Source organism: Metabacillus litoralis (assembly GCF_020524045.1).
Classification (GTDB): domain Bacteria; phylum Bacillota; class Bacilli; order Bacillales; family Bacillaceae; genus Metabacillus; species Metabacillus litoralis_C.
Window position 1 is genome coordinate 61983 of sequence record NZ_JAIVKL010000015.1, and the last position, 24230, is coordinate 86212.

General features: G+C 33.7%; 23 protein-coding genes. 17 read left to right on the forward strand and 6 right to left on the reverse strand.

Translation table 11 applies throughout. The annotated features are described in order from the left end of the window. Window positions 1-151: 151 nt before the first annotated feature. The 7 genes from opp3b (at window position 152) to spxA (ending at window position 8139) form a co-directional block, all read left to right on the forward strand. A complete protein-coding gene (gene opp3b / locus LC076_RS18580; protein ID WP_226670583.1) occupies window positions 152-1081 on the forward strand; it encodes an oligopeptide ABC transporter permease in 930 nt (309 codons plus the stop codon). Continuing rightward, a complete protein-coding gene (gene opp3C / locus LC076_RS18585; RefSeq protein WP_226670584.1) occupies window positions 1081-2112 on the forward strand; it encodes an oligopeptide ABC transporter permease in 1032 nt (343 codons plus the stop codon). Before opp3b ends, opp3C begins: the two co-directional genes overlap by 1 nt. A gap of 19 nt (window positions 2113-2131) precedes the next feature. Beyond that, window positions 2132-3175 carry an ABC transporter ATP-binding protein gene (locus tag LC076_RS18590; RefSeq protein WP_226670585.1) on the forward strand — a complete coding sequence of 348 codons (1044 nt, stop codon included), beginning with the start codon at window positions 2132-2134 and terminating at the stop codon, window positions 3173-3175. 1 nt (window position 3176) lies between these two features. Further along, window positions 3177-4115: an ABC transporter ATP-binding protein gene (locus LC076_RS18595; RefSeq protein ID WP_226670586.1), complete on the forward strand. Its 939-nt coding sequence runs from the start codon at window positions 3177-3179 to the stop codon at window positions 4113-4115. Between the two features lie 600 nt (window positions 4116-4715). Continuing rightward, window positions 4716-5942 carry a putative glycoside hydrolase gene (locus LC076_RS18600; protein ID WP_226670587.1) on the forward strand — a complete coding sequence of 409 codons (1227 nt, stop codon included), beginning with the start codon at window positions 4716-4718 and terminating at the stop codon, window positions 5940-5942. Window positions 5943-6883: 941 nt separating this feature from the next. Beyond that, the gene (locus tag LC076_RS18605) at window positions 6884-7462 is read left to right on the forward strand and encodes a GNAT family N-acetyltransferase (RefSeq protein ID WP_226670588.1); all 579 of its coding nucleotides are present in this window, start codon (window positions 6884-6886) and stop codon (window positions 7460-7462) included. Window positions 7463-7743: 281 nt separating this feature from the next. Further along, complete coding sequence (gene spxA / locus LC076_RS18610; RefSeq protein ID WP_226670589.1) at window positions 7744-8139, forward strand: transcriptional regulator SpxA; 396 nt, start codon at window positions 7744-7746, stop codon at window positions 8137-8139. A 51-nt stretch (window positions 8140-8190) separates the two neighbouring features. Here spxA and LC076_RS18615 read toward each other — a convergent pair whose 3' ends face one another. Next, on the reverse strand, window positions 8191-8868 hold the full coding sequence (locus tag LC076_RS18615; RefSeq protein ID WP_226670590.1) for a TerC family protein: 678 nt from the start codon (window positions 8866-8868) through the stop codon (window positions 8191-8193). Between the two features lie 340 nt (window positions 8869-9208). Here LC076_RS18615 and mecA point away from each other — a divergent pair, with 340 nt between their 5' ends. The 5 genes from mecA to pepF all read left to right on the forward strand — a co-directional run bounded on the left by mecA (window position 9209) and on the right by pepF (window position 15791). Beyond that, on the forward strand, window positions 9209-9880 hold the full coding sequence (gene mecA, locus LC076_RS18620) for an adaptor protein MecA (protein ID WP_226670591.1): 672 nt from the start codon (window positions 9209-9211) through the stop codon (window positions 9878-9880). A gap of 501 nt (window positions 9881-10381) precedes the next feature. Continuing rightward, complete coding sequence (gene cls, locus LC076_RS18625) at window positions 10382-11893, forward strand: cardiolipin synthase (RefSeq protein ID WP_226670592.1); 1512 nt, start codon at window positions 10382-10384, stop codon at window positions 11891-11893. A gap of 493 nt (window positions 11894-12386) precedes the next feature. After that, window positions 12387-13583: a competence protein CoiA gene (locus LC076_RS18630; RefSeq protein ID WP_226670593.1), complete on the forward strand. Its 1197-nt coding sequence runs from the start codon at window positions 12387-12389 to the stop codon at window positions 13581-13583. 67 nt (window positions 13584-13650) lie between these two features. Continuing rightward, complete coding sequence (locus LC076_RS18635) at window positions 13651-13827, forward strand: hypothetical protein (RefSeq protein WP_226670594.1); 177 nt, start codon at window positions 13651-13653, stop codon at window positions 13825-13827. A gap of 137 nt (window positions 13828-13964) precedes the next feature. Further along, complete coding sequence (gene pepF, locus LC076_RS18640; protein WP_226670637.1) at window positions 13965-15791, forward strand: oligoendopeptidase F; 1827 nt, start codon at window positions 13965-13967, stop codon at window positions 15789-15791. 62 nt (window positions 15792-15853) lie between these two features. Here pepF and LC076_RS18645 read toward each other — a convergent pair whose 3' ends face one another. Beyond that, complete coding sequence (locus tag LC076_RS18645; protein WP_226670595.1) at window positions 15854-16027, reverse strand: hypothetical protein; 174 nt, start codon at window positions 16025-16027, stop codon at window positions 15854-15856. Window positions 16028-17222: 1195 nt separating this feature from the next. Here LC076_RS18645 and LC076_RS18650 point away from each other — a divergent pair. Continuing rightward, window positions 17223-17600 carry an NUDIX domain-containing protein gene (locus tag LC076_RS18650; protein ID WP_413466007.1) on the forward strand — a complete coding sequence of 126 codons (378 nt, stop codon included), beginning with the start codon at window positions 17223-17225 and terminating at the stop codon, window positions 17598-17600. Between the two features lie 329 nt (window positions 17601-17929). On the opposite strand, the gene LC076_RS18655 is transcribed toward LC076_RS18650, so the two are convergent. The 4 genes from LC076_RS18655 to LC076_RS18670 form a co-directional block, all read right to left on the reverse strand. After that, on the reverse strand, window positions 17930-18814 hold the full coding sequence (locus LC076_RS18655) for a ClpXP adapter SpxH family protein (protein WP_226670597.1): 885 nt from the start codon (window positions 18812-18814) through the stop codon (window positions 17930-17932). Continuing rightward, window positions 18798-19229: a thiol management oxidoreductase gene (locus LC076_RS18660; RefSeq protein ID WP_226670598.1), complete on the reverse strand. Its 432-nt coding sequence runs from the start codon at window positions 19227-19229 to the stop codon at window positions 18798-18800. The genes LC076_RS18655 and LC076_RS18660 overlap by 17 nt, the downstream gene beginning before the upstream one ends. Before the next feature lie 291 nt (window positions 19230-19520). After that, a complete protein-coding gene (locus LC076_RS18665; protein ID WP_413466009.1) occupies window positions 19521-20153 on the reverse strand; it encodes a lytic transglycosylase domain-containing protein in 633 nt (210 codons plus the stop codon). 11 nt (window positions 20154-20164) lie between these two features. After that, complete coding sequence (locus LC076_RS18670; protein ID WP_226670599.1) at window positions 20165-20749, reverse strand: CYTH domain-containing protein; 585 nt, start codon at window positions 20747-20749, stop codon at window positions 20165-20167. Window positions 20750-20877: 128 nt separating this feature from the next. Between LC076_RS18670 and LC076_RS18675 the strand changes: the two genes are divergently transcribed. The 4 genes from LC076_RS18675 (at window position 20878) to LC076_RS18690 (ending at window position 24083) form a co-directional block, all read left to right on the forward strand. Then, the gene (locus LC076_RS18675; RefSeq protein WP_226670600.1) at window positions 20878-21255 is read left to right on the forward strand and encodes a hypothetical protein; all 378 of its coding nucleotides are present in this window, start codon (window positions 20878-20880) and stop codon (window positions 21253-21255) included. A gap of 262 nt (window positions 21256-21517) precedes the next feature. Further along, a complete protein-coding gene (locus LC076_RS18680) occupies window positions 21518-22153 on the forward strand; it encodes a GTP pyrophosphokinase family protein (protein ID WP_226670601.1) in 636 nt (211 codons plus the stop codon). Window positions 22154-22220: 67 nt separating this feature from the next. Then, window positions 22221-23018 (forward strand): NAD kinase, encoded by a 798-nt coding sequence (locus LC076_RS18685; RefSeq protein ID WP_226670602.1) that lies wholly within the window; start codon window positions 22221-22223, stop codon window positions 23016-23018. A gap of 168 nt (window positions 23019-23186) precedes the next feature. Further along, complete coding sequence (locus tag LC076_RS18690; protein ID WP_226670639.1) at window positions 23187-24083, forward strand: RluA family pseudouridine synthase; 897 nt, start codon at window positions 23187-23189, stop codon at window positions 24081-24083. Window positions 24084-24230 lie beyond the last annotated feature (147 nt).

Here is a 24230-nt window from a genome sequence, read left to right on the forward strand (position 1 = left end):
GGTATTGGATAATCTTTATAGTTTACGGATTGGCCAAAAGTCGGTATAATTTAACCGGTTGAAGAGAGTATAGGAGATATACTCTCTTTTTCCCTTGTAACAGAATTGTCGAACAATGGAGAAAATTTAGTTTTTAGGAGGTGCTTTTCAAATGGTTAAGTATATTTCACAGCGTATCATTTATATGCTACTTACTTTAATATTAATAGCCACGTTTACTTTTTTCCTCATGAAATTAATCCCTGGTACGCCTTTCACAAACATAAGTAAACTGTCACCAGAGCAGGTAACCATCATGAAAGACAAGTATGGTTTGGATGAGCCTGTGCCAATTCAATATCTAACCTATATGGTTAATTTAGCCAAAGGTGACTTAGGGGTATCCTTTCAGTTTAACAACGCAAGTGTAACAGATATACTTATGGATCGTATTGGTCCCTCAGCAGTACTTGGTTTCCAAGCCATGTTCTTTGGAACAATACTTGGAATAATTTTAGGTGTAATTGGAGCACTAAGGCAAAATACTTGGGTGGATTATTCAACCACATTTATTGCTGTAATAGGTAAATCAATTCCATCATTCGTTTTTGCAGGACTTCTTCAATATTATATTGGAGTTAAGTTAGGTTGGTTACCTGTTGCCTTCTGGAGAGGACCAGAATATACGATCCTACCTACTATTGCATTAGCGATGTTCCCGATTTCAATTGCAGCTCGATTTATGAGAACAGAAATGATTGAAGTTTTAGGTTCTGATTATATTACATTAGCAAGAGCAAAAGGTGCTAGTGGATTCGAGGTAGCTTTTAAACATGCATTACGTAATGCATTAATTCCAGTTATCACTGTATTAGGTCCACTAACAGTTAGCTTAATGACAGGATCATTAGTTATTGAAAAAATCTTTGGGATCCCTGGTTTAGGTGAACAGTTTGTAAAATCAATCAATGTTAATGATTACCCAGTTATCATGGGTACAACCATTCTGTTTGCAGCTTTATTTATCTTTGTTGTTTTAGTTGTAGACTTGTTATATGGATTAATTGATCCGAGAATTCGTTTAGCGGGAGGTAAAAAATAATGTCACAGCAAGAAGAGAAAATCTCAAAAGACTTGTTTCAACCCGCTGAAATAGATAATTCAGTAAGTGAAAAAATTTCTAAGCCAAGTTTAAACTACTGGCAAGATGCATGGTTACGTGTGAAGAAAAACAAGGCAGCAATTGTTAGTATTGTTGTATTATTCCTATTAACAATTCTTGCATTAGTTGGACCTTTTCTAAACGATTATGACTATAAGAAGCAAAATGCTAAGCATTCAAATCTACCACCAAGGGTAGAAGCTCTAGAAGATATTTCTTGGCTTCCATTTGATGGAACATTAACGAAGAAGAATGGCGAAGTTTATAATGCTTATGAATTAAAAAATGCAACCGATTCTTATTATTGGTTTGGTACTGATAGTTTAGGTCGTGATATCTTTACTCGTGTTTGGAAAGGTACTCAAGTTTCATTATATATTGCTCTTTTAGCAGCAGTTATAGATATGATTATCGGTGTAGCATATGGCGCGATTTCAGGTTATTATGGTGGTCGTGTAGATACAGTTATGCAACGTGTAATTGAGATCTTAGTTGGTATTCCAAACTTGGTAGTCGTTATCTTAATGATTATCATATTAGAGCCTGGTATTATATCGATTACAATAGCCTTAACAATTACCGGATGGGTCGGTATGGCACGTGTTGTACGTGGTCAAGTACTAAAATATAAAAATCAAGAATTCGTTTTAGCATCAAGAACTCTTGGAGCTAATGATAAAAAAATTATAATAAAACACTTATTACCTAACTTAGTAGGTGTCATCATAATTAATACGATGTTTACTATACCTAGTGCTATTTTCTTCGAAGCGTTTTTAAGCTTTATTGGTTTAGGTTTAAAAGATCCTTTAGCATCTTTAGGTACATTAATTGATGATGGTTTTAAAACATTAAGATTGTATCCTTATCAAATGATTTTCCCAGCAATTATAATCAGTACAATAATGATTTGTTTTAATATGATAGCTGATGGACTTCGTGATGCACTTGATCCGAAAATGCGCGATTAAAAAGGTAGGTGAATAGATCATGGAAAAAATATTAGAAGTGAAGGATTTACACATTTCGTTTCATACTTTTGGGGGAGAAGTACAGGCTATCCGTGGCGTAAACTTCGACTTATATAAAGGGGAAACACTTGCAATTGTAGGTGAGTCTGGATCTGGTAAATCTGTAACAACTAAATCAATTATGCGCCTTTTACCTGAATCTAATTCAGAGATAAAGGCTGGAGAGATTTTATTTGATGATAAGAATCTTGCAAAACTAAATAACAAGGCGATGCAGAAAATTCGAGGAAAAGACATTTCAATGATTTTCCAGGATCCAATGACATCTCTAAACCCGACAATGAAAATTGGTAAGCAAATTATGGAACCAATTATCAAACATCAAAATTTAAGTAAATCGGCAGCAAAAGATCGTGCGATTGACTTATTACGTCTAGTTGGTATACCACAGCCTGAAGCACGTTTTAACCAATATCCTCACCAGTTTTCCGGTGGTATGAGACAAAGGGTTGTTATTGCGATTGCACTTGCATGTAACCCAAAGGTTTTAATTGCAGATGAACCAACAACTGCTTTGGATGTTACGATTCAAGCACAAATACTTGAGTTAATGAAGGATTTACAAAAGAAAATTGATACATCAATTATTTTCATTACTCATGATCTTGGAGTTGTGGCAAACGTAGCAGATCGTGTAGCTGTTATGTATGGTGGGAAAATTGTTGAAATTGGAACTGTTGATGATGTATTTTACAATCCACAACACCCATATACATGGGGCTTAATTAGTTCTATGCCTGATCTAGAATCTGACGATGTAGAATTATATGCAATCCCAGGAACACCACCTGATTTATTGAACCCACCACCTGGTGATGCTTTTGCTGCTCGTAATGAATTTGCTATGAAAATTGATCATGAGAAACAACCACCTATGTATAAAGTATCTGAAACACATTACGCAGCTACTTGGTTACTACATCCTGATGCTCCACATGTAGAACCACCAGAAGCTGTAAAACGTCGTAGACGTCAATTCCCTGGAAACAAGGAGGGAAAATAAAATGTCAAAAGAAAAATTGCTAGAAATTAAAAATTTAAAGCAGCATTTTAATATTGGAAAACCTAATGAAGTAAGAGCAGTTGATAACATTTCATTTGATATTTATAAAGGTGAGACATTAGGACTTGTTGGTGAGTCAGGTTGTGGAAAATCTACTACTGGACGTACAATAATCAGATTATATGATGCAACAGGTGGCGATGTTATTTATGATGGTGTTAATGTACATGGTAAAAAATCTAAATCTGATTTAAAAGCATTTAATCGTAAAATGCAAATGATCTTCCAAGATCCATATGCTTCATTAAATCCACGTATGAAAATCTCTGATGTTATTGCAGAAGGAATTGATATACATGGATTAGCAAAAACGAAAAAAGAACGTTTAGAAAAAGTGTATGAGTTATTAGAAACAGTTGGGCTTAACCGTGAGCATGCAAATCGTTATCCGCATGAATTTAGTGGTGGACAACGTCAACGTATAGGGATTGCACGAGCTCTTGCTGTAGAACCTGAGTTCATTATTGCAGATGAGCCAATCTCTGCTCTTGATGTTTCTATTCAAGCACAAGTTGTTAACTTAATGAAAAAACTTCAAAGTGAAAAAGGGTTAACTTATTTATTTATTGCCCATGATCTTTCGATGGTAAAATATATTAGTGATCGAATAGGTGTTATGTATTTTGGAAAGTTAGTTGAGCTAGCAGATGCTAATGAACTATATAACAACCCAATACATCCATACACACAGTCATTACTATCAGCTATCCCACTTCCTGATCCAGATTATGAGCGTAGTCGTGTGAGAAAAACGTATGATCCAAGTCAGCACAATTATCAACCAAATGATGAAGTTGACTTCAGAGAAGTAAAGCCAGGACATTTTGTTATGTGTTCAGAAGCCGAGTTTAAACAATACCAAAAACAATATTCAAAGTAATTGCCTTATCTGAAGGTAATTGTGAATAAATAAAGCCGACCAAATCGCAAAATGATTTGGTCTTTTTTCTGTTACCCAAGTTTGTACTGAAATTCAACATTAAGCTTTAAACTAGCCAAGAAAAAAAGGTTTTTTTCCCAACGTGCAAATCGCAACTTGATCTAGACCTAACATAAGGATAATTACTTTAACTGGTTTTTTTTCGCAGGAAAGTAAATGACTGTAGGATATAGAAACAACAATGTTTGGCGGTGCTACTCTTAGTTAAGTTAGAAAGACAAGAGTTTGTAGTAAAAAAGGTATCTTTAATTTAATTGGTAGGAATGGGATAGATAAAAAATTCGGGTGGATGTTACTTTGGAGTCTAGCGTATCAAAGTGCCATATAGAGGCTGCATTTACTTTTTTGATGATGTTATATAAATTACATTCTGCAAATATGCTATACATGTCCAATAAATAAAATGTTTTGTCCTAATCTTCAAAGGGAATGTTGCATATACTATATTAAATTGTATAAAGCGAAAAAACTGATTTTTGTCTATTAACACAAGGGTTATTTCTTTATACTTAAGATAGAAATAATAATGGGGGAGATCAAATGAAGAGTAAAAACATCCGAAGCCGAAGTTACATAATAGTTATCATGTTTCTGATTACTTCAATTTTTATTTCTACCAATGTAGAAGCTGACACGAATGGGTCATCCATGAATAGTAAAAATCATGTCATGCATAACGTAGGTTTACAAACAAAAAACATACCGAAATCCATGCCTAGATTTGTTTATGATTCAGGATATTCATTTACATACCCTGATGCGGTAAGAGGAATTTATGTTACTGGTCATTCTGCTGGTGGAGAGAGATTCAAAAAGCTCACAAATATGATTAAAAACACAGAACTAAATGCAATGGTCATTGATGTGAAAGATGATTTTGGGAATTTAACTTATATGCCAGAGAAAACATCACCATATTTTGATATTAGTAAAAACTACATAAAAGATCCAAAAGAAATATTAAAGGAAATGGAAAAGAAAGAAATTTATCCTATAGCAAGAATTGTTGTATTTAAAGATACTGTTTTAGCAAATAAAAAACCAGAATGGTCATTTAAAGAAGGCAATAAAGTATGGAAAAACGGTAGGGGAGAATCATTCGTTAATCCTTTCATGAAAGAAGTATGGGATTATAATGTCAACTTGGCGATAGAAGCAGCAAAACTTGGGTTTGAGGAAATTCAATTTGATTATGTTCGGTTTCCAGAAGGCTTTGAACGTCGAGATGATACTCTTACATATAATAAAGGTAAATACGGAGATGATAAGCAAGACAATGTACAAAAACGTGTAACTGCTGTGACAGATTTTGTTGCATATGCAAAAGATAAGCTAGAGCCATATGGAGTAGAAGTTTCCGTAGATATATTTGGATATACAGCTACATTAAAAGAGGCACCAGGCATAGGGCAAAATTTCTCGAAAATCTCTGAGCATGTTGATGTTATTTCGTCTATGATTTATCCAAGTCATTGGACTTCATACTTTGGCATCGCTAAACCTGATCTAGAGCCATATAAGCTTATTAGTGAATATGCAAAATTAGAAAATCAAAAACTTAAAGAAACTGAAAATAAACCAACATCCAGACCATGGATACAGGATTTTACTGCTTCTTATTTAGGTAAAGGAAATTATCAGGTCTATGGTAAGAAAGAAGTAGAAGAACAAATTAAAGCTTTAAATGAACATGGAATAAATGAGTTCTTATTATGGAATGCCGGAAATACGTATTCCACTGGAGTAGATTACACGCCTGTTAATTAGGTTTAACTATAGACATCTAAAAGTGAAGATATACAGAAAACGTTTGAATACAACTTCAAGCGTTTTTTGTTTTTGGGTTATGTTAGAGCTTAAGGTTAATTTTTAGGACTTTGTGATTTTGGGTTAGAGCAGTTAAAAGCGGGGCAATCCTCCTGAGTAAAGGTCGGCATGTAGGCGATGAAGGACATGAGCGAGAGGAGAGCAAGAGAAAAAGAAAGGTCGTCATAGAGCCGATGACGGACATGAGCGGTAGGAAAGCAAGAGAAAAAGGTCGTCATAGAGCAGATGAAAGACATAAGCGGTAGGAAAGCAAGAGAAAAAGGTCGTCATAGAGCAGATTAAAGTCATAAGCGGTAGGAAAGCAAGAGAAAAAGGTCGTCATAGAGCAGATGACGGACATAAGCGGTAGGAAAGCAAGAGAAAAAGGTCGTCATAGAGCTGATGAAGAACAAAGCGGATGAAAACACGAGTAAAAGTTCCTCACATATTGAATCCCTATAAATGTTAAGAAATTTATTGAACATATAAAAGGTAAAGCTAGAAGACTGGTTATTATCGAGATTAAAGCACTATGGGAAATATTAGATCGTGTTCTACATCACGTAACAATCTTTAATATTGTTCTGCGTTCTTTTGAAATTAATATTATTTAGATAGAGAAGATATTGAGTAATTTTTGTCCATTCATAAACGATCAAAATTGTACATCATCAGAGGCTCCGATAGGGAAAACGAACTACATTTTTCCCGGCAAAGAGAATCTCTGTACCGGAAATCAGTAACAAAGTTTAACAGTGCCTTCTTTCTATAACTTTAATTCTTAAGAATTTTGTCAGTTAAATAAAGAAATAAAAATTTACCAAGTTTAACAGCAAAAAAAGAAGGGTATACATAATTGTGGGAGAACATAGTATAAGAAATCAATAAGAGGGAGCAGATCAATGAATTGGTATGAAAAACTAAGTAAGTATTTTCCCATAGAAGAAATGAAATCAAAAGAGCATATAGAAGCCTTACTAAAAGAAAAAAGCGACATTTACCATAAAGATGAAGGTAAAAATCATGTATTAATGTATGCCGAGCTTGATGACTTTATTTTTATTGATTATATTTTTGTTTCAAAAGATGCAAGAGGAGAAGGTTTAGGAAACAAATTAATTGAAAAGCTTAAGAAAAAGAAAAAACCGATCATTTTAGAAGTAGAACCTTTTAATTATGAAGATACAGACTCAGAGAAAAGATTGAAATTTTACCAAAGAGAAGGATTTAAGCACGCTACATCGATTGGATATGAACGTCGATCACTTGCAACAAATGAAGTGAATAAAATGGAGATTCTTTATTGGGCACCGAGTGACGAATCAGAAGAACAGGTTTATGATGCGATGAAAAAAACATATGAGATCATCCACACATTTAAGGATAAAGAGCTTTATGGAGATTCATATCAATCAGTTGATGAAGTATTAACAATTGATGATAGAGATAACAAAAGTGATCTTTTTAAAGATTTAAGTTAATTGAGAATAGTTGGTTGTAATTGACAATGATAAGACAAGATAATACCTTTTTATTATTGTTTTCGACTAATTCGACTAAAAATTGACTGCATAGTCATTGTTGGAATTTACTTAGATTAATTAGGATTGTAATCGTTTTGTCATACTTTTAACATAAAATCTATATGCATACTTACTTTTTTATAGTATAATCAATTTAGAGATTTCTTATTTAAAGTAATTTCAATTTTATATACTTTTCTTTATGAAAACTCATTCTATAATTAGAGGAGTGAAGGATAATGGTAACACTATATACGTCACCAAGTTGTACTTCATGTAGAAAAGCTAAAGCTTGGTTAGAAGAACACGACATCCCATATACTGAACGTAATATCTTCTCTGAGCCTTTAACAATTCAAGAGATAAAGGAAATTTTGAGAATGACTGAAGATGGCACTGATGAAATCATCTCAACGCGTTCGAAAATTTTCCAAAAGTTAAATATAAACTTAGAAACATTACCTTTACAAGATTTATATAACTTAATTCAAGAAAACCCTGGTCTACTTCGTCGTCCTATTATTATCGATGAAAAAAGACTTCAAGTAGGTTATAACGAAGATGAAATTCGTCGTTTCCTACCACGTCGTGTTCGTACTTATCAATTAAGAGAAGCTCAACGTTTGGTTAATTAAATAAAATAGAAAAGGCAAATTCTAAAAGAGTCTGCCTTTTTCATATTTAATTTAGTTTTTATTTGTTCGCAGATTAAATAGTTGGTGGTAAAGGATACCAGCTAAGAGAATAAATGTTGTCGTGACAAATGGTAAACTGTAGGCTAATGTTTGATGTGATACAAATAATGATTGAAGTTTATGGTCTTCGACGATCATCTTACCAGCGGTGAATGCAAGTAAACCTCCTCCAACATATATCAAAATTGGATACTTTGTTAATAACACAAGAATCATTTTACTTCCCCAAATAATAATTGGTATTGAGATGAATAAACCTATTGCAACAAGTAGCATATGCCCCTGTGCAGCTCCAGCTACAGCAACAACGTTGTCAAATCCCATTAGTAAATCAGCAATGACGATTGTCTGAACTGCTTTCCATAATGAAGCATGACTTTTTATTTTACTGGAGTCATCATCTTTACCAACAATTAAATGAAAAGCAATATATAGCAGGAATACTCCTCCGATTACCTGTAAAAAAGGAACATTCAATAAATAAACGGCAACTAATGTTATTAGAATCCTAATAACTATTGCAAGCAAAGTACCAAAAATAATGGCTTTGTTTCGCTGAATAACAGGTAGATTACGACATGCCATAGCGATAACGACGGCATTATCTGCTCCAAGTACGAGATCAATTCCGATAATGATTAAAAGTGAAAGTAAAAAATCTTGTTCCATAAAGTTATACCCTCTTTCAGCTTTTTCACTGCTTGTACAATTATATGAGCAGAATTATATATTATGATGGAAAATCATATAGGTAAAACAACTGTTTTTATAATTTCAGAGTTTTTTTATTTCATTTACGTACTTTTTATCATAAAATAGGAGTACAAGATTACTTCATAATTGAAGGTTTTATAGTAAACTCAGCAGATGATCTACTTTTTAGGGATGCTGATACTACCTTTATCCTTGATTAAATCTTTGCAAGTTTGGGTAAAGTGTAGTAAAGTACAACTACCTTTTAGAGGGGGGTTGGCCCTTCAACATCTTATACAGAAGGGAAGGTTGAGAAATGGAAATCGAACGTATTAACGATAATACTGTAAAATTTTATATTTCGTATATGGATATAGAAGAGCGTGGGTTTGATCGTGAAGAGATCTGGTATAACCGAGATCGAAGTGAAGAATTATTCTGGGAAATGATGGACGAAGTTCATGAAGAGGAAGAGTTCATGGTAGAAGGTCCACTTTGGATTCAAGTTCAAGCACTAGATAAAGGTCTTGAAGTCATTGTAACAAAAGCACAGGTCTCAAAGGATGGACAAAAGCTCGAGCTTCCTATTTCAGATGAAAAGTTGAAAGAGCTACCAGTCGATGAAAATATTGAATCATTATTAGACCATCATTTTAATAAATCAAGCGATTCAAAGGACGAACAGATAGAAGATATCGAGCAGCAGCTCCAATTTGTAATTAAATTCAATGATTTTGAGAATGTTATTTCTTTATCTAAGTATTCGTTACTAGCAGGCATGACGAATCACCTATATTCACTTGATCAAAATTACTATGTATATGTAGAGTTTGATGATGAGGTTAGTGATGAGGAAATCGAAAATACGTTAAGTATTATTCTTGAGTATGGACAGGAATCACGAGTAACAATTCATCGTCTTGAGGAATATGGAAACTTAATTGCAAAAGATCATGCTTTAAATACAATTAGAAAGCATTTTTCATAAAGGCTTTTTTCTGAAGGATTGTTGCTAATGAACTAATTTCCTGTTAGTAACAATGTTTTATCATATAAAGGTACGATTCTTAGAAGAAAAGATGCCACTAGATTTTATTATGTGCTGTTTCTTCATATGATTAAAAGCAACAAAGTTTACGAAGCAAATTTCATAAAACAATATTTTTAGTTTCTTAGCCGATTTCAAACATGGATCGGTATTTTTTTTTTGAACATGGGAAATGTTATTTACAATATGATAATCATAATCTCATTGTAACCATGCTTTGATCTCTTAAGTTTTAACTGGAAAAAAAGGGAAGTAAAACTAAAAAAGCTATGCTGAGGTGTGTGGCTATATGAGATGAATGGCCCCCTTGCTTACGCTGTGAAGAAGGGAGAATTCTGTAGCTGCACACTTGGAGATTATTACTGAACCGCTTTTATAAAACGAATGCCTGTAACGGAAATTAAGTTTAACAGAGCTGAAAATAAAGTAAGGTGAAAAGGTATGAGGTATACATTCCGTTTACTATTATTTGTAACTGTAATTGCTTCCATTATTCTTATAACAAAAAACTTATGGGGAGATTGGATTGTTGGTACGTTCAGTGTGCTTTTTACATTGTCTATTATCTTTATTTGTATCGTGATCTTCCTAGAAAACCGACATCCCTCACATACAATAACATGGCTTGTTGTATTAGGTGGTTTTCCATTAGTAGGTTTTTTCTTTTATTTATTTTTTGGAAGAAACATCAAAAAGAGAAGATTATTTGAAAAGAAGGCTTTAACTGATGAAAAGGCTTTTTTAGAAATTGAAGGTAATCATAGTTCATATCAAGATAAAATTAATCATATGGGAAATCACCAACAATTATTATTTAAGCTAGCACATCGTTTAGGACATAGTCCAATTTCTTTCGCTACAAAAACGAAAGCCCTTACTGACGGAAATGAAACGTTTGAACATATATTTCAGGAATTAAAAAAAGCCAAACATCATATTCATCTTGAATATTATATCGTACGAAATGATGAAGTAGGTCAGAAATTAAAACACCTATTGATTGATAAGGCACGTGAAGGCATTGAAATTAGATTTTTATATGATGCTGTCGGCTGTTGGAAACTTTCTAAAGACTATATTAAAGAAATGAAAAAAGCAGGAATAGAAATGGTGTCCTTTTTACCTGTGAAAATACCATTTCTTAATAACAAAATTAATTTTCGTAATCACAGAAAAATAATCGTCATTGATGGTTCTGTTGGCTTTGTTGGTGGATTAAATGTAGGCGATGAATATCTTGGTAAAGATCAATATTTTGGCTACTGGCGAGACACACATTTACTAATTAAAGGTGAAGCAGTAAGAACACTTCAGATGATTTTCTTGCAAGATTGGTATTATATGACCGATAAAAAACTTTTATCAGATACTTACTTATCTTCATCTTCAGGTGTAATAGAAGAAACAGGTGGTGTTCAGCTTATTGCTGGAGGTCCTGATAATAAGTGGGATGTAATAAAAAATCTATTTTTTTCAATGATTGTATCAGCTAAGAAATCTATTTGGATTGCCTCACCTTATTTTGTGCCTGATGAGGATATTTTAACAGCTCTAAAGGTTGCTGCACTAAGTGGGATCGATGTTAGATTATTAGTTCCTAAACGACCTGATAAAAAAATAGTTTATTATGCTTCAAGGTCGTACTTTCCAGAGCTGCTTGATGCAGGGGCAAAGGTATATGAGTATGAAAAGGGTTTTTTGCATAGTAAAATTGTGATTGTAGATTATGAGTTGGCTTCTATTGGTACAGCTAATATGGATATGAGAAGCTTTCACTTGAATTTTGAGGTAAATGCCTTTTTATATAGAACAGGGAGTACTCAAACTTTAGTAAATGAATATATAAAAGATATTGAAGAATCCAAGGAAATTGTCATGGATGAGTTTGTTAAACGTTCGATTGTTAAAAAACTTTTTGAATCAACCGCAAGATTAATGTCGCCTTTACTTTAGTGTGATAAAAATGTTATCAATTAGAGGCAGGGACATAGTTTTAAGTTGAAAGAAACAAGTTCGTTCCATTGCGCTGCAGACATAAGATTCGCCGGGGAGGAAGCTAAGTCTCCTCGTAAGCTGCGCGCCTGTGGGGTCTCAGCTTTTCCTCTGCACCCGCAGGAGTCAAATGTCTTCCGCTACATTCCACTAGTTCTTAAAAATAGTATGCAAAATCAAAAAATCTAATTGAAGACAACAAATAAAAACCCGAACGATTAGGCGAAACGATTAATTGATATATCACCTAATAATTCGGGTTTTATAATTTGCTTTAATACTTATGTACCAGCCTCTTTTTTGTACCAAGGATTATAGAATTGAAACAATTTACATAAAGGAACTCATATATAGGCTAAAATTCAATTTTGACAGGTCATCTTTCATTTTTATAGCTTTGCTTAATACGCTGAAAAAAAGATAATAGAGAGTATAAATGAAGGGAGGATATTAAGTGTTTATTGCATATGATCAACAAGGAAACAAAGTGAATCTTGCTGAGAGAAGATGGTCATCGACTACATTAAAAAAACTTAAAACGAAATCTCAATTTATTTGCACTTCATGTTCCAGTGAACTAGATTTAAAAATTGGGACAGTGATAACACCACATTTTGCTCATAAGAAATTAACGGGATGTTCTGGATTAGAAAGTGGGGCTGAAAGTGAATATCACCGGAAAGGGAAACTAGATCTATATCATTGGTTACAGAAACAAAAGACGATACCTTCAGTTTCACTTGAACCATTTATTAGTAGCATAAAACAAAGACCAGATCTTTTGGTTAATTTTCAAGAAAAGCAAGTAGCGATTGAATTTCAATGTGCAAAAATTGATCATAAGCTTATTAGAAAAAGATCGACAGAATTTCAAAAAGAAGAAATTGAAGATTTATGGATACTAGGAGCAAATTCAATTAAAAGAACTGGTTCTTTGACGTTTCAGTTAACTGGCTTTCAATGGTTACTTATACATACCTATAAGCAAAATAAACCTCCTATTATTATTGCCTATTGTCCAGATCAAAAGATGTTTATTAAATTACAAAACATCATTCCTTTCTCCCAAAGATCAATAATAGCGCAGGCAACACACACTTCACTGCATTCAACAACTTTATCTCAGCTGTTTCGTGAATTCCATCCTACTGAACAACTCATCCAAACTTGGTTAAATAAAATTAAGGGGTACCGTCTTCATTCATCCCAATTTAAAACAAAGCAAACACATGCATTAAATATTTTCTTATATAAAACAAAGCGTTTGCCTCTTTCTTCCTTGCCATCGCTTGCGTTCCTTCCATTGTCGACAAACTATTTAATCGAATCTCCTGTTTTTATTTGGCAAGGGTGGATTTTGTTTTTTATTGATCAACTGAAATTAAGAACAATTTTTAGTTTTCGTGATGTGTATTATTTTATCGAAAATAAAATAAAAGCTGGTCTAATAAGTATCAGACGTTTGCTTCATAAAAACCTCCATTATTCTTATGTTCTCAAAAGTTATTTATTAAAGTTATGTCATCTGTCTGTTATTAAAGAAACTGACAAAAATATGTTTATGAAGGAGAAACAGTTGGATTGGAAAGTGAAAACCGAAGATCTTTTAAAAAGTGATCAAGAATTATTGTCTAAGTATAAGTTGTTATAGACAAATGAATAACAAATCTTTTTTTGAACAAATTAATAGGGAGATATTAACAACAAGAGGTGATCAAATGTTTAATAAGAAGCGCAAACGAAATACACTTCTTTTGACAGCATCCATGTTAGGTGTAGGTGCTACTGCTTACTATTTGACAAAAGAAGCTATGCAGGGTGAAGATAGAGATAGTAGTGAAAAAAATGCGTATCCTTCCATTAATCCATTCGATTTTATCGAGAAAGATCTTTAATGTACATGCGGAGAAAGAGATTAAGGGGGAAGGATATGAAGCTCAAAAAAATTTTACTACTTATCACATTATTTACATTGATACACTCAATGATTTCAAGCTCCGCGTATGCAAATATTCCAAAAGGGGGAAACGTAATGTCAGAGCAAACGGCTGTAAAGAAATTACCTTCTAGAAATGAAATTAAAACCGAGGATACTTGGAGATTAGAAGATATTTTTTCAACAGATGAGGCATGGGAGAAGGAATATGAAGAAGTAAAAGCATCTTTACCTAAACTAGCTGAGTTTAAAGGAAAGCTTGGTGAAAGTTCAAACACACTATTAGAAGCACTTACTTATCAAGATGAAGTAATGGAGCGTTTAGGGAAATTATATACGTACGCACATATGAGATATGATCAAGACACAACAAATTCTACATACCAGGCACTAAATGATCGCGCAAGAAATTTATATACACAAGCTGCGAGCTTAAGTTCTTATATTGTTCCAGAGATCTTAGCAAGTGATGAAACAAAGATTAAAAAATTTGTAGAAGAAAACGATGGATTAAAGCTTTATGAACATGCAATTGATGAAATCAACCGTCAAAGACCACATGTATTATCTGCTGAAAAAGAAGAGCTTCTAGCTGAAGCTTCTGAAGTACTAGGTTCATCAAGTAACACATTTGGTATGTTAAATAATGCAGACTTAACATTCCCGACGATAAAAGACGAAAATGGTGAAGAAGTAGAAATCACACATGGCCGTTATGTTCGCTTTTTAGAAAGTGAAGACCGCAGAGTACGTGAAGAAGCATTTAAAGCTGTATACGACAAATATGGTAGCTTTAAAAACACATTTGCAAGCACGTTAAGTGGAACAGTAAAAAAAGACAATTTCAGTGCAAAGGTCCGTAATTATGACTCTGCAAGACAAGCAGCACTAAGTAGTGATAATATCCCTGAAGCTGTTTATGATAATCTAATTAGTACAGTTCATGATAATCTTGATTTATTACAACGTTATGTGAAATTGCGTAAAGAAGTGTTAAAGCTTGATGAAGTTCATATGTATGATCTGTACACTCCACTAATTAAAGATGTGAAGATGGAAGTAACCTATGATGAAGCAAAAGACTATATCTTAAAAGGTCTCGAACCTTTAGGTGATGACTATATTTCCATTTTAAAAGAAGGCTTTGAAAACCGTTGGGTAGATGTTCATGAGAATAAAGGAAAACGAAGCGGAGCATACTCATCAGGCACTTATGGTACAAATCCTTATATCCTTATGAACTGGCAGGACAATGTGAATAACCTATTTACATTAGCACATGAATTCGGTCATTCTGTGCATAGCTACTATACACGTAAAGAACAACCATATCCGTATGGTAATTATTCAATATTTGTGGCAGAAGTGGCATCAACTTGTAATGAAGCTCTATTGAATCACTATTTGTTAAATACAATTGAAGATGAGAAAAAACGCCTATATCTATTAAATCATTTTCTTGAAGGCTTCAGAGGAACAGTATTCCGCCAAACAATGTTTGCTGAATTTGAGCACATCATTCATCAAAAAGCACAAGATGGTGAACCTCTGACACCTGAGTTATTAACGAAAACGTATTATGACTTAAACAAGAAATATTTTGGTGAAGACATTGTTGTTGATGAAGAAATTGGTTTAGAATGGGCAAGAATTCCTCACTTCTATTACAACTATTATGTCTATCAATATGCAACAGGATATAGTGCAGCAACAGCACTAAGTAATCAAATATTAGAAGAAGGTCAACCAGCTGTTGATCGTTATCTAGAATTCTTAAAAGCAGGAAGCTCTGACTACCCAATCGAAGTGTTAAAGAAGGCTGGAGTTGATATGACATCTTCAACGCCAATCGAAGAAGCTTGTAAAGTCTTTGAAGAAAAGTTAAATGAAATGGAAGAGTTGTTATCTAAAATAAATGCATAATGTTAAAGGGAATGCGGCGTTACCATCGCATTCCCTTTTATGTATCTTCTAGATGATGTGTGCTAAAAGCCCTTAAATGTTTTTCGATGGTTTACTATATAAAGGATAATGAATATCGCAATAAACAATAAAGGCGAAGTAATATACATAGGCACAAGATTCATAAGTCCTAATACATTTAAAAACAACAACCCAACAAATACAATTGCCCCTAAAATTATTCCGAACACCTTCATAATAATCCTCCTATTACAGTGCTTATTTATATTCTATATGAAGCAAATGATGTTATTATCCTTGTTTGAGGTAATTTTTTAGACAAGCAAGGACTTTTATGTATTTAGTGTGGGAAAGAAAAAGTAGTTAAAGGTTGTTCATGTAGTTGATAAGGTCCTCTAGCCTTGGAAAGACGAAGCAAAAGGTCGTCATAAGGTGTATGACGGACAATAGCAGGGAAAAAGAAGAAGCAAAAGGTCGTCATAAGGTGTATGACGGACATTAGCTGGAAAAAGGAAGAAGCAAAAGGTCGTCATAGAGTGGATGACGGACAATAGCAGGGAAAAAGAAGAAGCAAAAGGTCGTCATAAGGTGTATGACGGACATTAGCAGGGAAAAGGAAGAAGCAAAAGGTCGTCATAAGGTGTATGACGGACATTGGCGGGGAAAAAGAAGAAGCAAAAGGTCGTCATAGAGTGTATGACGGACATTAGCAGGGAAAAAGAAGAAGCAAAAGGTCGTCATAAGGTGTATGACGGACATTAGCAGGAAAAAGGAAGAAGCAAAAGGTCGTCATAAGGTGTATGACGGACATTAGCTGGAAAAAAGAAGAAGCAAAAGGTCGTCATAAGGTGTATGACGGACATTAGCTGGGAAAAGGAAGAAGCAAAAGGTCGTCATAAGGTGTATGACGGACATTAGCTGGAAAAAAGAAGAAGCAAAAGGTCGTCATAAGGTTGTAGTCTCTCAATAGCAGAAGTAAATGGTCATAAAGACCATCTCTCCAGGGGAAAACATGACTAAGTGTTCAAAAGAAAATCCCTTAAACAACTCGTTTTAAAGTAAATCAATTACTTCAACTTTTTACTGTTATGTGACATTTTTGTGAAATGATTGTCTCGCACTTGTCATTTGTCGACATATTTTGATATATTATAGATGTGAAATTAATCACAAACAAACATTTACCCCTTTGTTTGACCGTGAAAATTTCTCCCATCCCCTTTGTTGTCGTTAAGACATAAAAAAAGACCCTATACTTTGGTATAGGGTTTTTTATTTGCTCTTTTTACTAGTTCACGAGAGCGAAACTAATGATAGATGGAAAACTACTATTATATGTAAGAACTTCCTTCCTCTATTATCCTATTATTTGTTATCATTTAAATTGTTAACAGAATAATACTGTTTGAATAAGGAAGGGTGGAAATGGCATTGGAATATAAATCAATTCATCCTGGTGTAGCTATTATTATCTTTGATGATAATGGAAGTGTTTTGCTGCAAAAAAGAGCTGATGTTGGATTATGGGGAATTCCTTCAGGTCATGTAGAACCAGGAGAGACTGTTGAACAAGCAGCGAAACGTGAAGTACTAGAAGAAACAGGTTATCATATCAGCATTGAAAAATTAATCGGGGTTTATTCAGATCCTGCTTCACAGGTATTTACCTATCCTGATGGAAGAGTTGTTCATTTTATCACAACGTATTTTCTAGGGAAAATTAATGGTGGAAGTCTTAATATGGATCCTATAGAGTCATTAGATGTGGCATTTTTCCCGGTAAATGCTTTACCAAAGGCTCTTTTCTGAAAGATTGTTGCTATATAACTAAAATTTATAGTGAAAACAGTGTTTTTTCACTATAAGGGTATAATTTTTTGAAGAAAAGATGCCACTAGACTTGATACAGTGCTGATTGCTTCAGGTATTTAAAAGCAACAAAGTTTGCGAAAACAGCCTTACCAAAAGAACTTCTCAACATGCATCCATCATGGCTAGAAGACGCCATTTCTGCTGAAAAGAAAGCGTTTATAAGATGATTTTTTTATAGAATAAGATACATTCAAAAATAAGGATCAGGCCGGCTAGAAGTTATTCTAAACCAGGAGCCTGATCCTTTTTAATTTTTTATAAAGTTATTAGTTCGTGTGAATATATTTCCAAAATGTTCCGTATTTTGCTTGTACTTTTTCCACCTTTTGAGAAAGAACAAGTTTTTTTAATTCTTTCTCTACTTCTACCAATGTCATATCATATACTGCCGCAATTTCTGCTGATGCAACAAACTGATAATATTCTAAAAAGACTTCTAGTGGTGGTTTGTGTGAAGGTTTAATAACCTCACCTATCATCTCTTTGAGAACTTGCACATACATATCATAAGAATAAATTCCAGTAATTTTCAGACCTTCTTCATCAACATCTTCACTAAAGAATGCGAGGGTTGGTATTTCATGTACATCCATTTCTGAAGTGATTTTTAAATCACATTGTAATGCTTTTGCAGTGCTTTGGGAATGTAAATCTTTTTGGAATTCATCTGCATCTAGACCAACATGATCTGCAATTTGAACGAGTATTTTTTCATCAGAAACATTTTTACTTTGGATAAATAATTGCTCACGTAGCTTTCGTAAATAACGAAGCCCTGCTTTACGGCCTTGAAGCTCAGCAGATTTAATGGCTAACGAAGCAATATAAGGACTTGATAATGGATTATCAAGCCAAACATTTCCGTCACATGACATGCCAGTTCGACTCGCTGTTTTCTCCCATGCTTCTGCAAGCTTTTCAGGTCGCATTCTCTTTGAAACATTCAATGTAGCCAATCGTCCACTTATTATATATTTTAAAGTGAATAGGCGTCCGTACTCGATCTGTAGCTTTTTAATAATTGGCTCTAAAGCCCAACATTCTGGACATAAAGGATCTACAAACATATAAATTTCTAAAGGCTTGTCGGGATGCCCGCTACACTGAGAGAAAAAGAGGGAGACATCTTTTTTCTCATGATTGTCCTTCATCTTTACTAACCTCTTTCTGAACAATGCCGTCTTCTTTATCTGCAGTATTTACCATATGATGAGCTGTAAGGTTCAGACGATGCAATAAAAACTCTTTCACATCTTCTTCTAATCCAATCTCATGCATAGCTTTCTCCATACATGAGATCCATGCATTTGCTCGAGATGGTGTTATTTCAAATGGTAGATGTCTAGCTCTTAACATAGGGTGTCCATGTTCTTCAGTATAAATTTGTGGTCCACCTAAATATTGTGTGAGAAATTGCTTTTGCTTTCGAGCTGTTTCAGTTAAGTCATCAGGGAAAATGGGTGCCAATAATGGGTGATTTTGGACATTTCCATAAAAGGAATCAACAAGCTGCGAAAGTGTTTCCTCTCCAATCGCCTCATATGGTGTTAATTGTTGATCTGTCATGTTGATAGCTCCTTTAGCGTGCTATTTGTTTATCATTAAAATTAAAATATAATTAGTTGCTTTGGAACTAATATTGATAATACCTCTTCAAGACGTAGTTATATTTTATCAAGCAAAATTACATATCTCAAACAAATCGCTCGGAGAACATAATTTTTGTCCATGTTAGAGCTGTGATTTAAGATGAATTCCCCTTGATTGGTCTAACAATTTGTATACAAAAAACACCCACCTCAATGCTAATTAGTAGGTGAGTGTATAAGTAATAAAGAGAATTTATTTAAGGCTTCTTTATACTTGATAAGTGGATGTGATTTTTCGAACGTAGTTTTGCGTTTCTTTAAACGGCGGAATTCCACCATATTTATCTACATTTCCAGGTCCTGCGTTATAAGCGGCTAGTGCTAGTGAAACATCGCCATTATATCTTGAGAGCATTTGTTTCAAATATTTTGTTCCGCCTTCTACATTTTGAGATGCATCAAAAGGATTATCAACACCGAGAGAACGAGCAGTAGCAGGCATCAATTGCATAAGTCCCATTGCACCTGCATGGCTTTTTGCAGTTGTTTTGAACCCTGATTCTTGCTGAATAACAGCCCGAATTAACTTTTCATCGACACCAAACTTAGCAGAAGCCTTCGAAATGATCTCATCTATTGTACCCGACCCAGAATTGATAGAAGATGGGATACTTGGGCTTATAGACATTTGAGAAGATGAATTTATCATCATATTTGGTAACGATGCCAAAGACACAGTTGCTCTTTCTGTCACAGGGTTTGATCCTGTTTGTCCAAGAAATGACTTTAATAAATCCTGAAAATTTGTTTCAAAGTTAGGATTAGTCATGTTGTTAGATGGATTATTAAAATTTTGTAATGCTTGAAGCTCCATCATCGTTTTATAATATTTCATTTTGATATCCAAGGTAGTTACCCCATCTCTTTATATTTTTGCTCATAAAATCGACGAATTTTATTTTTAGTGTGTCGAATCGGTATATTGAGTTCATCTAAAAGATTTTTAAATACCACTTTACCTATCGCTTCATCTTGAACCTCATATTCTAGTTCATAATCTTCAGTTGATAAATACTGACTATGATCTAAAACTAGCAAACCATTTTGGTATTCTTTTTCTGCTCTTGTGGTAGACAATGTGCCGAAATAAATAATTGAATTATAATCAACACCAAGGTCAATCAGTCTCTCAGAGATTTGCCCCTCAACTAATTGGCCAGAGTTAATTAACTGATTCGCTACTTTTTCTGGTATGATTTGATGTGTTTCTAATATACCAATTTCAGCAGGTTCTTTTAATGTTAAACAATAGCTATCTTGCTTCTTTCGTATTCGAAGAGCAGAACCTAATTCCTTTAACGAAAATTCTGGTGTATCAAAGTAATGATTTTCTTGGTAGAAGAAGTTATTTTCATTTATATCAAAAAAGTCTTTTAATTTTAAAAACTCTTCTTTAGTTAGTAAATTTTTAAACTCTATTTCAATTTCTTGTGACATACCTAAGACCTCACATCGTTATTATATAGTTACTTCTATTATCTCTCGAATTTTAATAACTCGCAATGTTATCAAGTAACTTTTTAATATGGTAAAATAATCATGGACCGTAATGGAAGGAGATTACTATGAATAAAAGAATTGAACTGACAAAAGCAAACATGAAAAACGAAACATTAGTATTAGAATCCGAAGAAACACCTAGTGAATTTGGTGAATTAAAAGCGAAAGGTCAAATGCTTGTTGATTCTGACCATTTGGCTTTCATTTATATACTCGACACGAGTGACGCATTTGTTTATGCAAGCTTACCACATTCGATATGGCCCGAATTAAGAATGGCAAAGGAAAAGAGTTTTCCTATTATGGCGAAAATAGGAGAAGACGTCATAGAATTAGTAGATTTGATCGACGAATTAACTTATCTTCTTGAAAATATTAAAGGAAATGCGAACTACGGTGAAGAAATGGAAAGTAAGGTTGTTGAGGCATTTTTATTAACATAACTTTCGGTTAAATCATTTTTTTATACTATTAGTAAGATTTATCAAATCTCTAACATTAATAAAGCGTAAGTAGGTAATATACCTAAGCATGTAGCAAGTATAACAGGTGGCCTCTATCAACACTTAAAATACAGCTTGTTTTTCAAAAATTAAAATTAGCTAAATTTTTATTGATACGAAGAGAAATAATTGAAAATTTATTCTTTACTTGCCTCCAGACTTGGTCAATTCGCCTACTTAGCGGTTTTTAAGGGGGATGTAAATGCAAAGCGAACAATGGAAAACATTTTTAGCTCCTTATAATCAAGCTGTTGAGGAATTAAAGGTGAAATTAAGAGGAATACGATCACAATATGAGTTAGAAAACTCACATTCTCCAATTGAGTTTGTTACGGGTCGGGTTAAGCCAATCGCTAGTATCTTAGATAAAGCTAAACGCAAAGATATTAACATGAATCAATTAGCAGAAGAAATGCAGGATATTGCAGGGATTCGAATGATGTGTCAATTTGTTGATGATATTAAAGTAGTTGTTGACATGTTAAGAAGTAGAAATGACTTAGAAGTAATTGAGGAACGTGACTATATTACAAGTAAAAAGGATAGTGGCTACAGATCATACCATATTGTTGTAAATTATCCTGTACAAACAGTTAGAGGTGAACAAAAGCTGCTTGTGGAAATTCAAATTAGAACTTTATCAATGAATTTTTGGGCAACTATTGAACATTCTTTAAATTATAAATATAGTGGTAATATACCAGAAAACATTAAAGTTCGTTTAAAAAGAGCAGCTGAAGCGGCATATTCTTTGGACGAGGAAATGTCCCAAATTAGAGGCGAAATCCAAGAAGCACACGTAATCTTTTCTAGAAAAACAGATAAAAATCGTCCGTGATAAGTATATAATGAAATCATTAATAGGTAATCTATGAAAGAAATCTTTTATAAAGGGGTAGTATTGTATGAAATTTGCTATTTCATCAAAGGGTGATCCGATTTCAAATTCTATAATGCAAAAAATGAAAACCTATTTGTTGGATTTTCAACTAGATTATGATGAGGATTGTCCAGATATTGTCATTTCTGTCGGTGGTGACGGTACCCTTTTATATGCCTTTCATCGATATAGAAGCAGGTTAGATAAAACTGCTTTTATAGGGGTTCATACTGGACATCTAGGTTTTTATGCGGATTGGGTTCCGGATGAAATTGAAAAGCTTGTTATTGCCATTGCGAAAACACCTTATCAAGTTGTCGAATATCCAATTTTAGAGGTGATTATACGACATAATGATGGTGGAAGAGAAGCAAGGTATTTAGCTTTAAATGAATGTACAGTCAAAAGTATTGAAGGTACACTTGTGATGGATGTTGAAATTAAAGGACAAATGTTTGAAACATTCCGTGGAGATGGCTTATGTATGTCAACACCTTCTGGAAGTACTGCGTACAACAAAGCATTAGGTGGTGCAATATTACATCCTTCTTTACGTGCGATTCAATTAGCTGAAATGGCCTCGATTAATAATCGAGTTTTTCGTACCATTGGTTCGCCGCTCATTTTACCTGAACATCATACCTGTATGCTAAAACCAGTAAATGATGTAGATTTCCAAATTACAATTGACCATTTAACACTTTTACATAAAGATGTGAAATCGATTCAGTGTCGAGTAGCAAATGAAAATGTTCGATTTGCGCGCTTTAAGCCTTTCCCATTTTGGAAAAGAGTACGAGACTCCTTTGTTGGAGATATGTAAGCTAGTTAGGAACTTTTCTAGGATTCGACTTTGGGTATCTTATGTTGTTGTTTCCGTTACAGGCATTTTGCTTTAAAAAAAGCCTGTAACGGGAAAAACTGATACAAAAGATCTCTTTTGGTAGCAAATATAAGGAAATAGTAAATGTTAAAACAGGTAGGTATGATAATGACAGCATTTCAGCTAGAATGGACCATTTTAAAAAAGCAAGAAGACATAACTGTTTTAGAATTTTTGAAAGATAAAAAAATCTCCAAAAGAGCTTTAACAGATATTAAATTTAATGGTGGTGACATTTTGGTTAATTCCGAACATGCCACTGTAAGGTATAAGTTAAAGGAAAGTGACAAGCTTACTGTTTTATTTCCTGAGGAAGCAAAGGGAGTCGGATTAGTACCTGATCATCAAGTTTCTTTTACCATTGTTTATGAAGATGAGCACTGTCTTGTTATAGATAAACCTCCATATGTTCCCTCTATTCCTTCTCGTAATCATCCTAAAGGAACGCTGGCAAATGGCTTAATTCACTATTATGAAAAAAACAACATACCTTCAACGATACATATTGTTAATCGATTAGATAAAGATACATCTGGTTTAATGCTTGTTGCAAAGCATCGTTTTGCCCATTCTTTGTTTTCAGATCAACAAAAGAAAAAAGAAATTCAACGCACATATGAATCAATTGTTCATGGTGTAATAACAGAAACAAAGGGGACCATTTCTAATCGAATCGGAAGGAAAAAGGACAGCATTATTGAAAGAGAAGTTTCTGAATTTGGTCAAGAAGCAATCACTCATTATAAACTCATAAAAACATTGAATGATAAGACCTATATTAAGTTAGTTCTTGATACTGGAAGAACTCATCAAATACGAGTCCATTTATCATCGATAGGACATCCATTATGTGGAGATACATTGTATGGTGGAGAAGATAATGAAATAAAGAGACAGGCCCTACATAGTTCTCAACTATCCTTTTGGCATCCTCTTTTAGAAAAAGACTTAACGTTTAAATCAAAGCTGCCTGATGATATGGAGCAGCTTATAAAAAGAGGATGAAATCACACATGACAAGCTGTTTATTAGAGGTAGAAACTATAAAACTGCCCGATTTTTGTTGTATCGTTCGTGGTTATCGCCTCAGGGGGGGAATCTCCACCTTTTTTTCTCGGTTTCTCAGTTATTTTACTCAGAAGGATTAAAGCT

Bases quoted from the DNA above. Each gene is read 5' to 3' on its own strand.
- opp3b (WP_226670583.1), top strand. From the start codon at position 152: ATGGTTAAGTATATTTCACAGCGTATCATTTATATGCTACTTACTTTA.
- opp3C (WP_226670584.1), top strand. From the start codon at position 1,081: ATGTCACAGCAAGAAGAGAAAATCTCAAAAGACTTGTTTCAACCCGCT.
- LC076_RS18590 (WP_226670585.1), top strand. From the start codon at position 2,132: ATGGAAAAAATATTAGAAGTGAAGGATTTACACATTTCGTTTCATACT.
- LC076_RS18595 (WP_226670586.1), top strand. From the start codon at position 3,177: ATGTCAAAAGAAAAATTGCTAGAAATTAAAAATTTAAAGCAGCATTTT.
- LC076_RS18600 (WP_226670587.1), top strand. From the start codon at position 4,716: ATGAAGAGTAAAAACATCCGAAGCCGAAGTTACATAATAGTTATCATG.
- LC076_RS18605 (WP_226670588.1), top strand. From the start codon at position 6,884: ATGAATTGGTATGAAAAACTAAGTAAGTATTTTCCCATAGAAGAAATG.
- spxA (WP_226670589.1), top strand. From the start codon at position 7,744: ATGGTAACACTATATACGTCACCAAGTTGTACTTCATGTAGAAAAGCT.
- LC076_RS18615 (WP_226670590.1), bottom strand. From the start codon at position 8,868: ATGGAACAAGATTTTTTACTTTCACTTTTAATCATTATCGGAATTGAT.
- mecA (WP_226670591.1), top strand. From the start codon at position 9,209: ATGGAAATCGAACGTATTAACGATAATACTGTAAAATTTTATATTTCG.
- cls (WP_226670592.1), top strand. From the start codon at position 10,382: ATGAGGTATACATTCCGTTTACTATTATTTGTAACTGTAATTGCTTCC.
- LC076_RS18635 (WP_226670594.1), top strand. From the start codon at position 13,651: ATGTTTAATAAGAAGCGCAAACGAAATACACTTCTTTTGACAGCATCC.
- pepF (WP_226670637.1), top strand. From the start codon at position 13,965: ATGTCAGAGCAAACGGCTGTAAAGAAATTACCTTCTAGAAATGAAATT.
- LC076_RS18645 (WP_226670595.1), bottom strand. From the start codon at position 16,027: ATGAAGGTGTTCGGAATAATTTTAGGGGCAATTGTATTTGTTGGGTTG.
- LC076_RS18655 (WP_226670597.1), bottom strand. From the start codon at position 18,814: ATGAAGGACAATCATGAGAAAAAAGATGTCTCCCTCTTTTTCTCTCAG.
- LC076_RS18660 (WP_226670598.1), bottom strand. From the start codon at position 19,229: ATGACAGATCAACAATTAACACCATATGAGGCGATTGGAGAGGAAACA.
- LC076_RS18670 (WP_226670599.1), bottom strand. From the start codon at position 20,749: ATGTCACAAGAAATTGAAATAGAGTTTAAAAATTTACTAACTAAAGAA.
- LC076_RS18675 (WP_226670600.1), top strand. From the start codon at position 20,878: ATGAATAAAAGAATTGAACTGACAAAAGCAAACATGAAAAACGAAACA.
- LC076_RS18680 (WP_226670601.1), top strand. From the start codon at position 21,518: ATGCAAAGCGAACAATGGAAAACATTTTTAGCTCCTTATAATCAAGCT.
- LC076_RS18685 (WP_226670602.1), top strand. From the start codon at position 22,221: ATGAAATTTGCTATTTCATCAAAGGGTGATCCGATTTCAAATTCTATA.
- LC076_RS18690 (WP_226670639.1), top strand. From the start codon at position 23,187: ATGACAGCATTTCAGCTAGAATGGACCATTTTAAAAAAGCAAGAAGAC.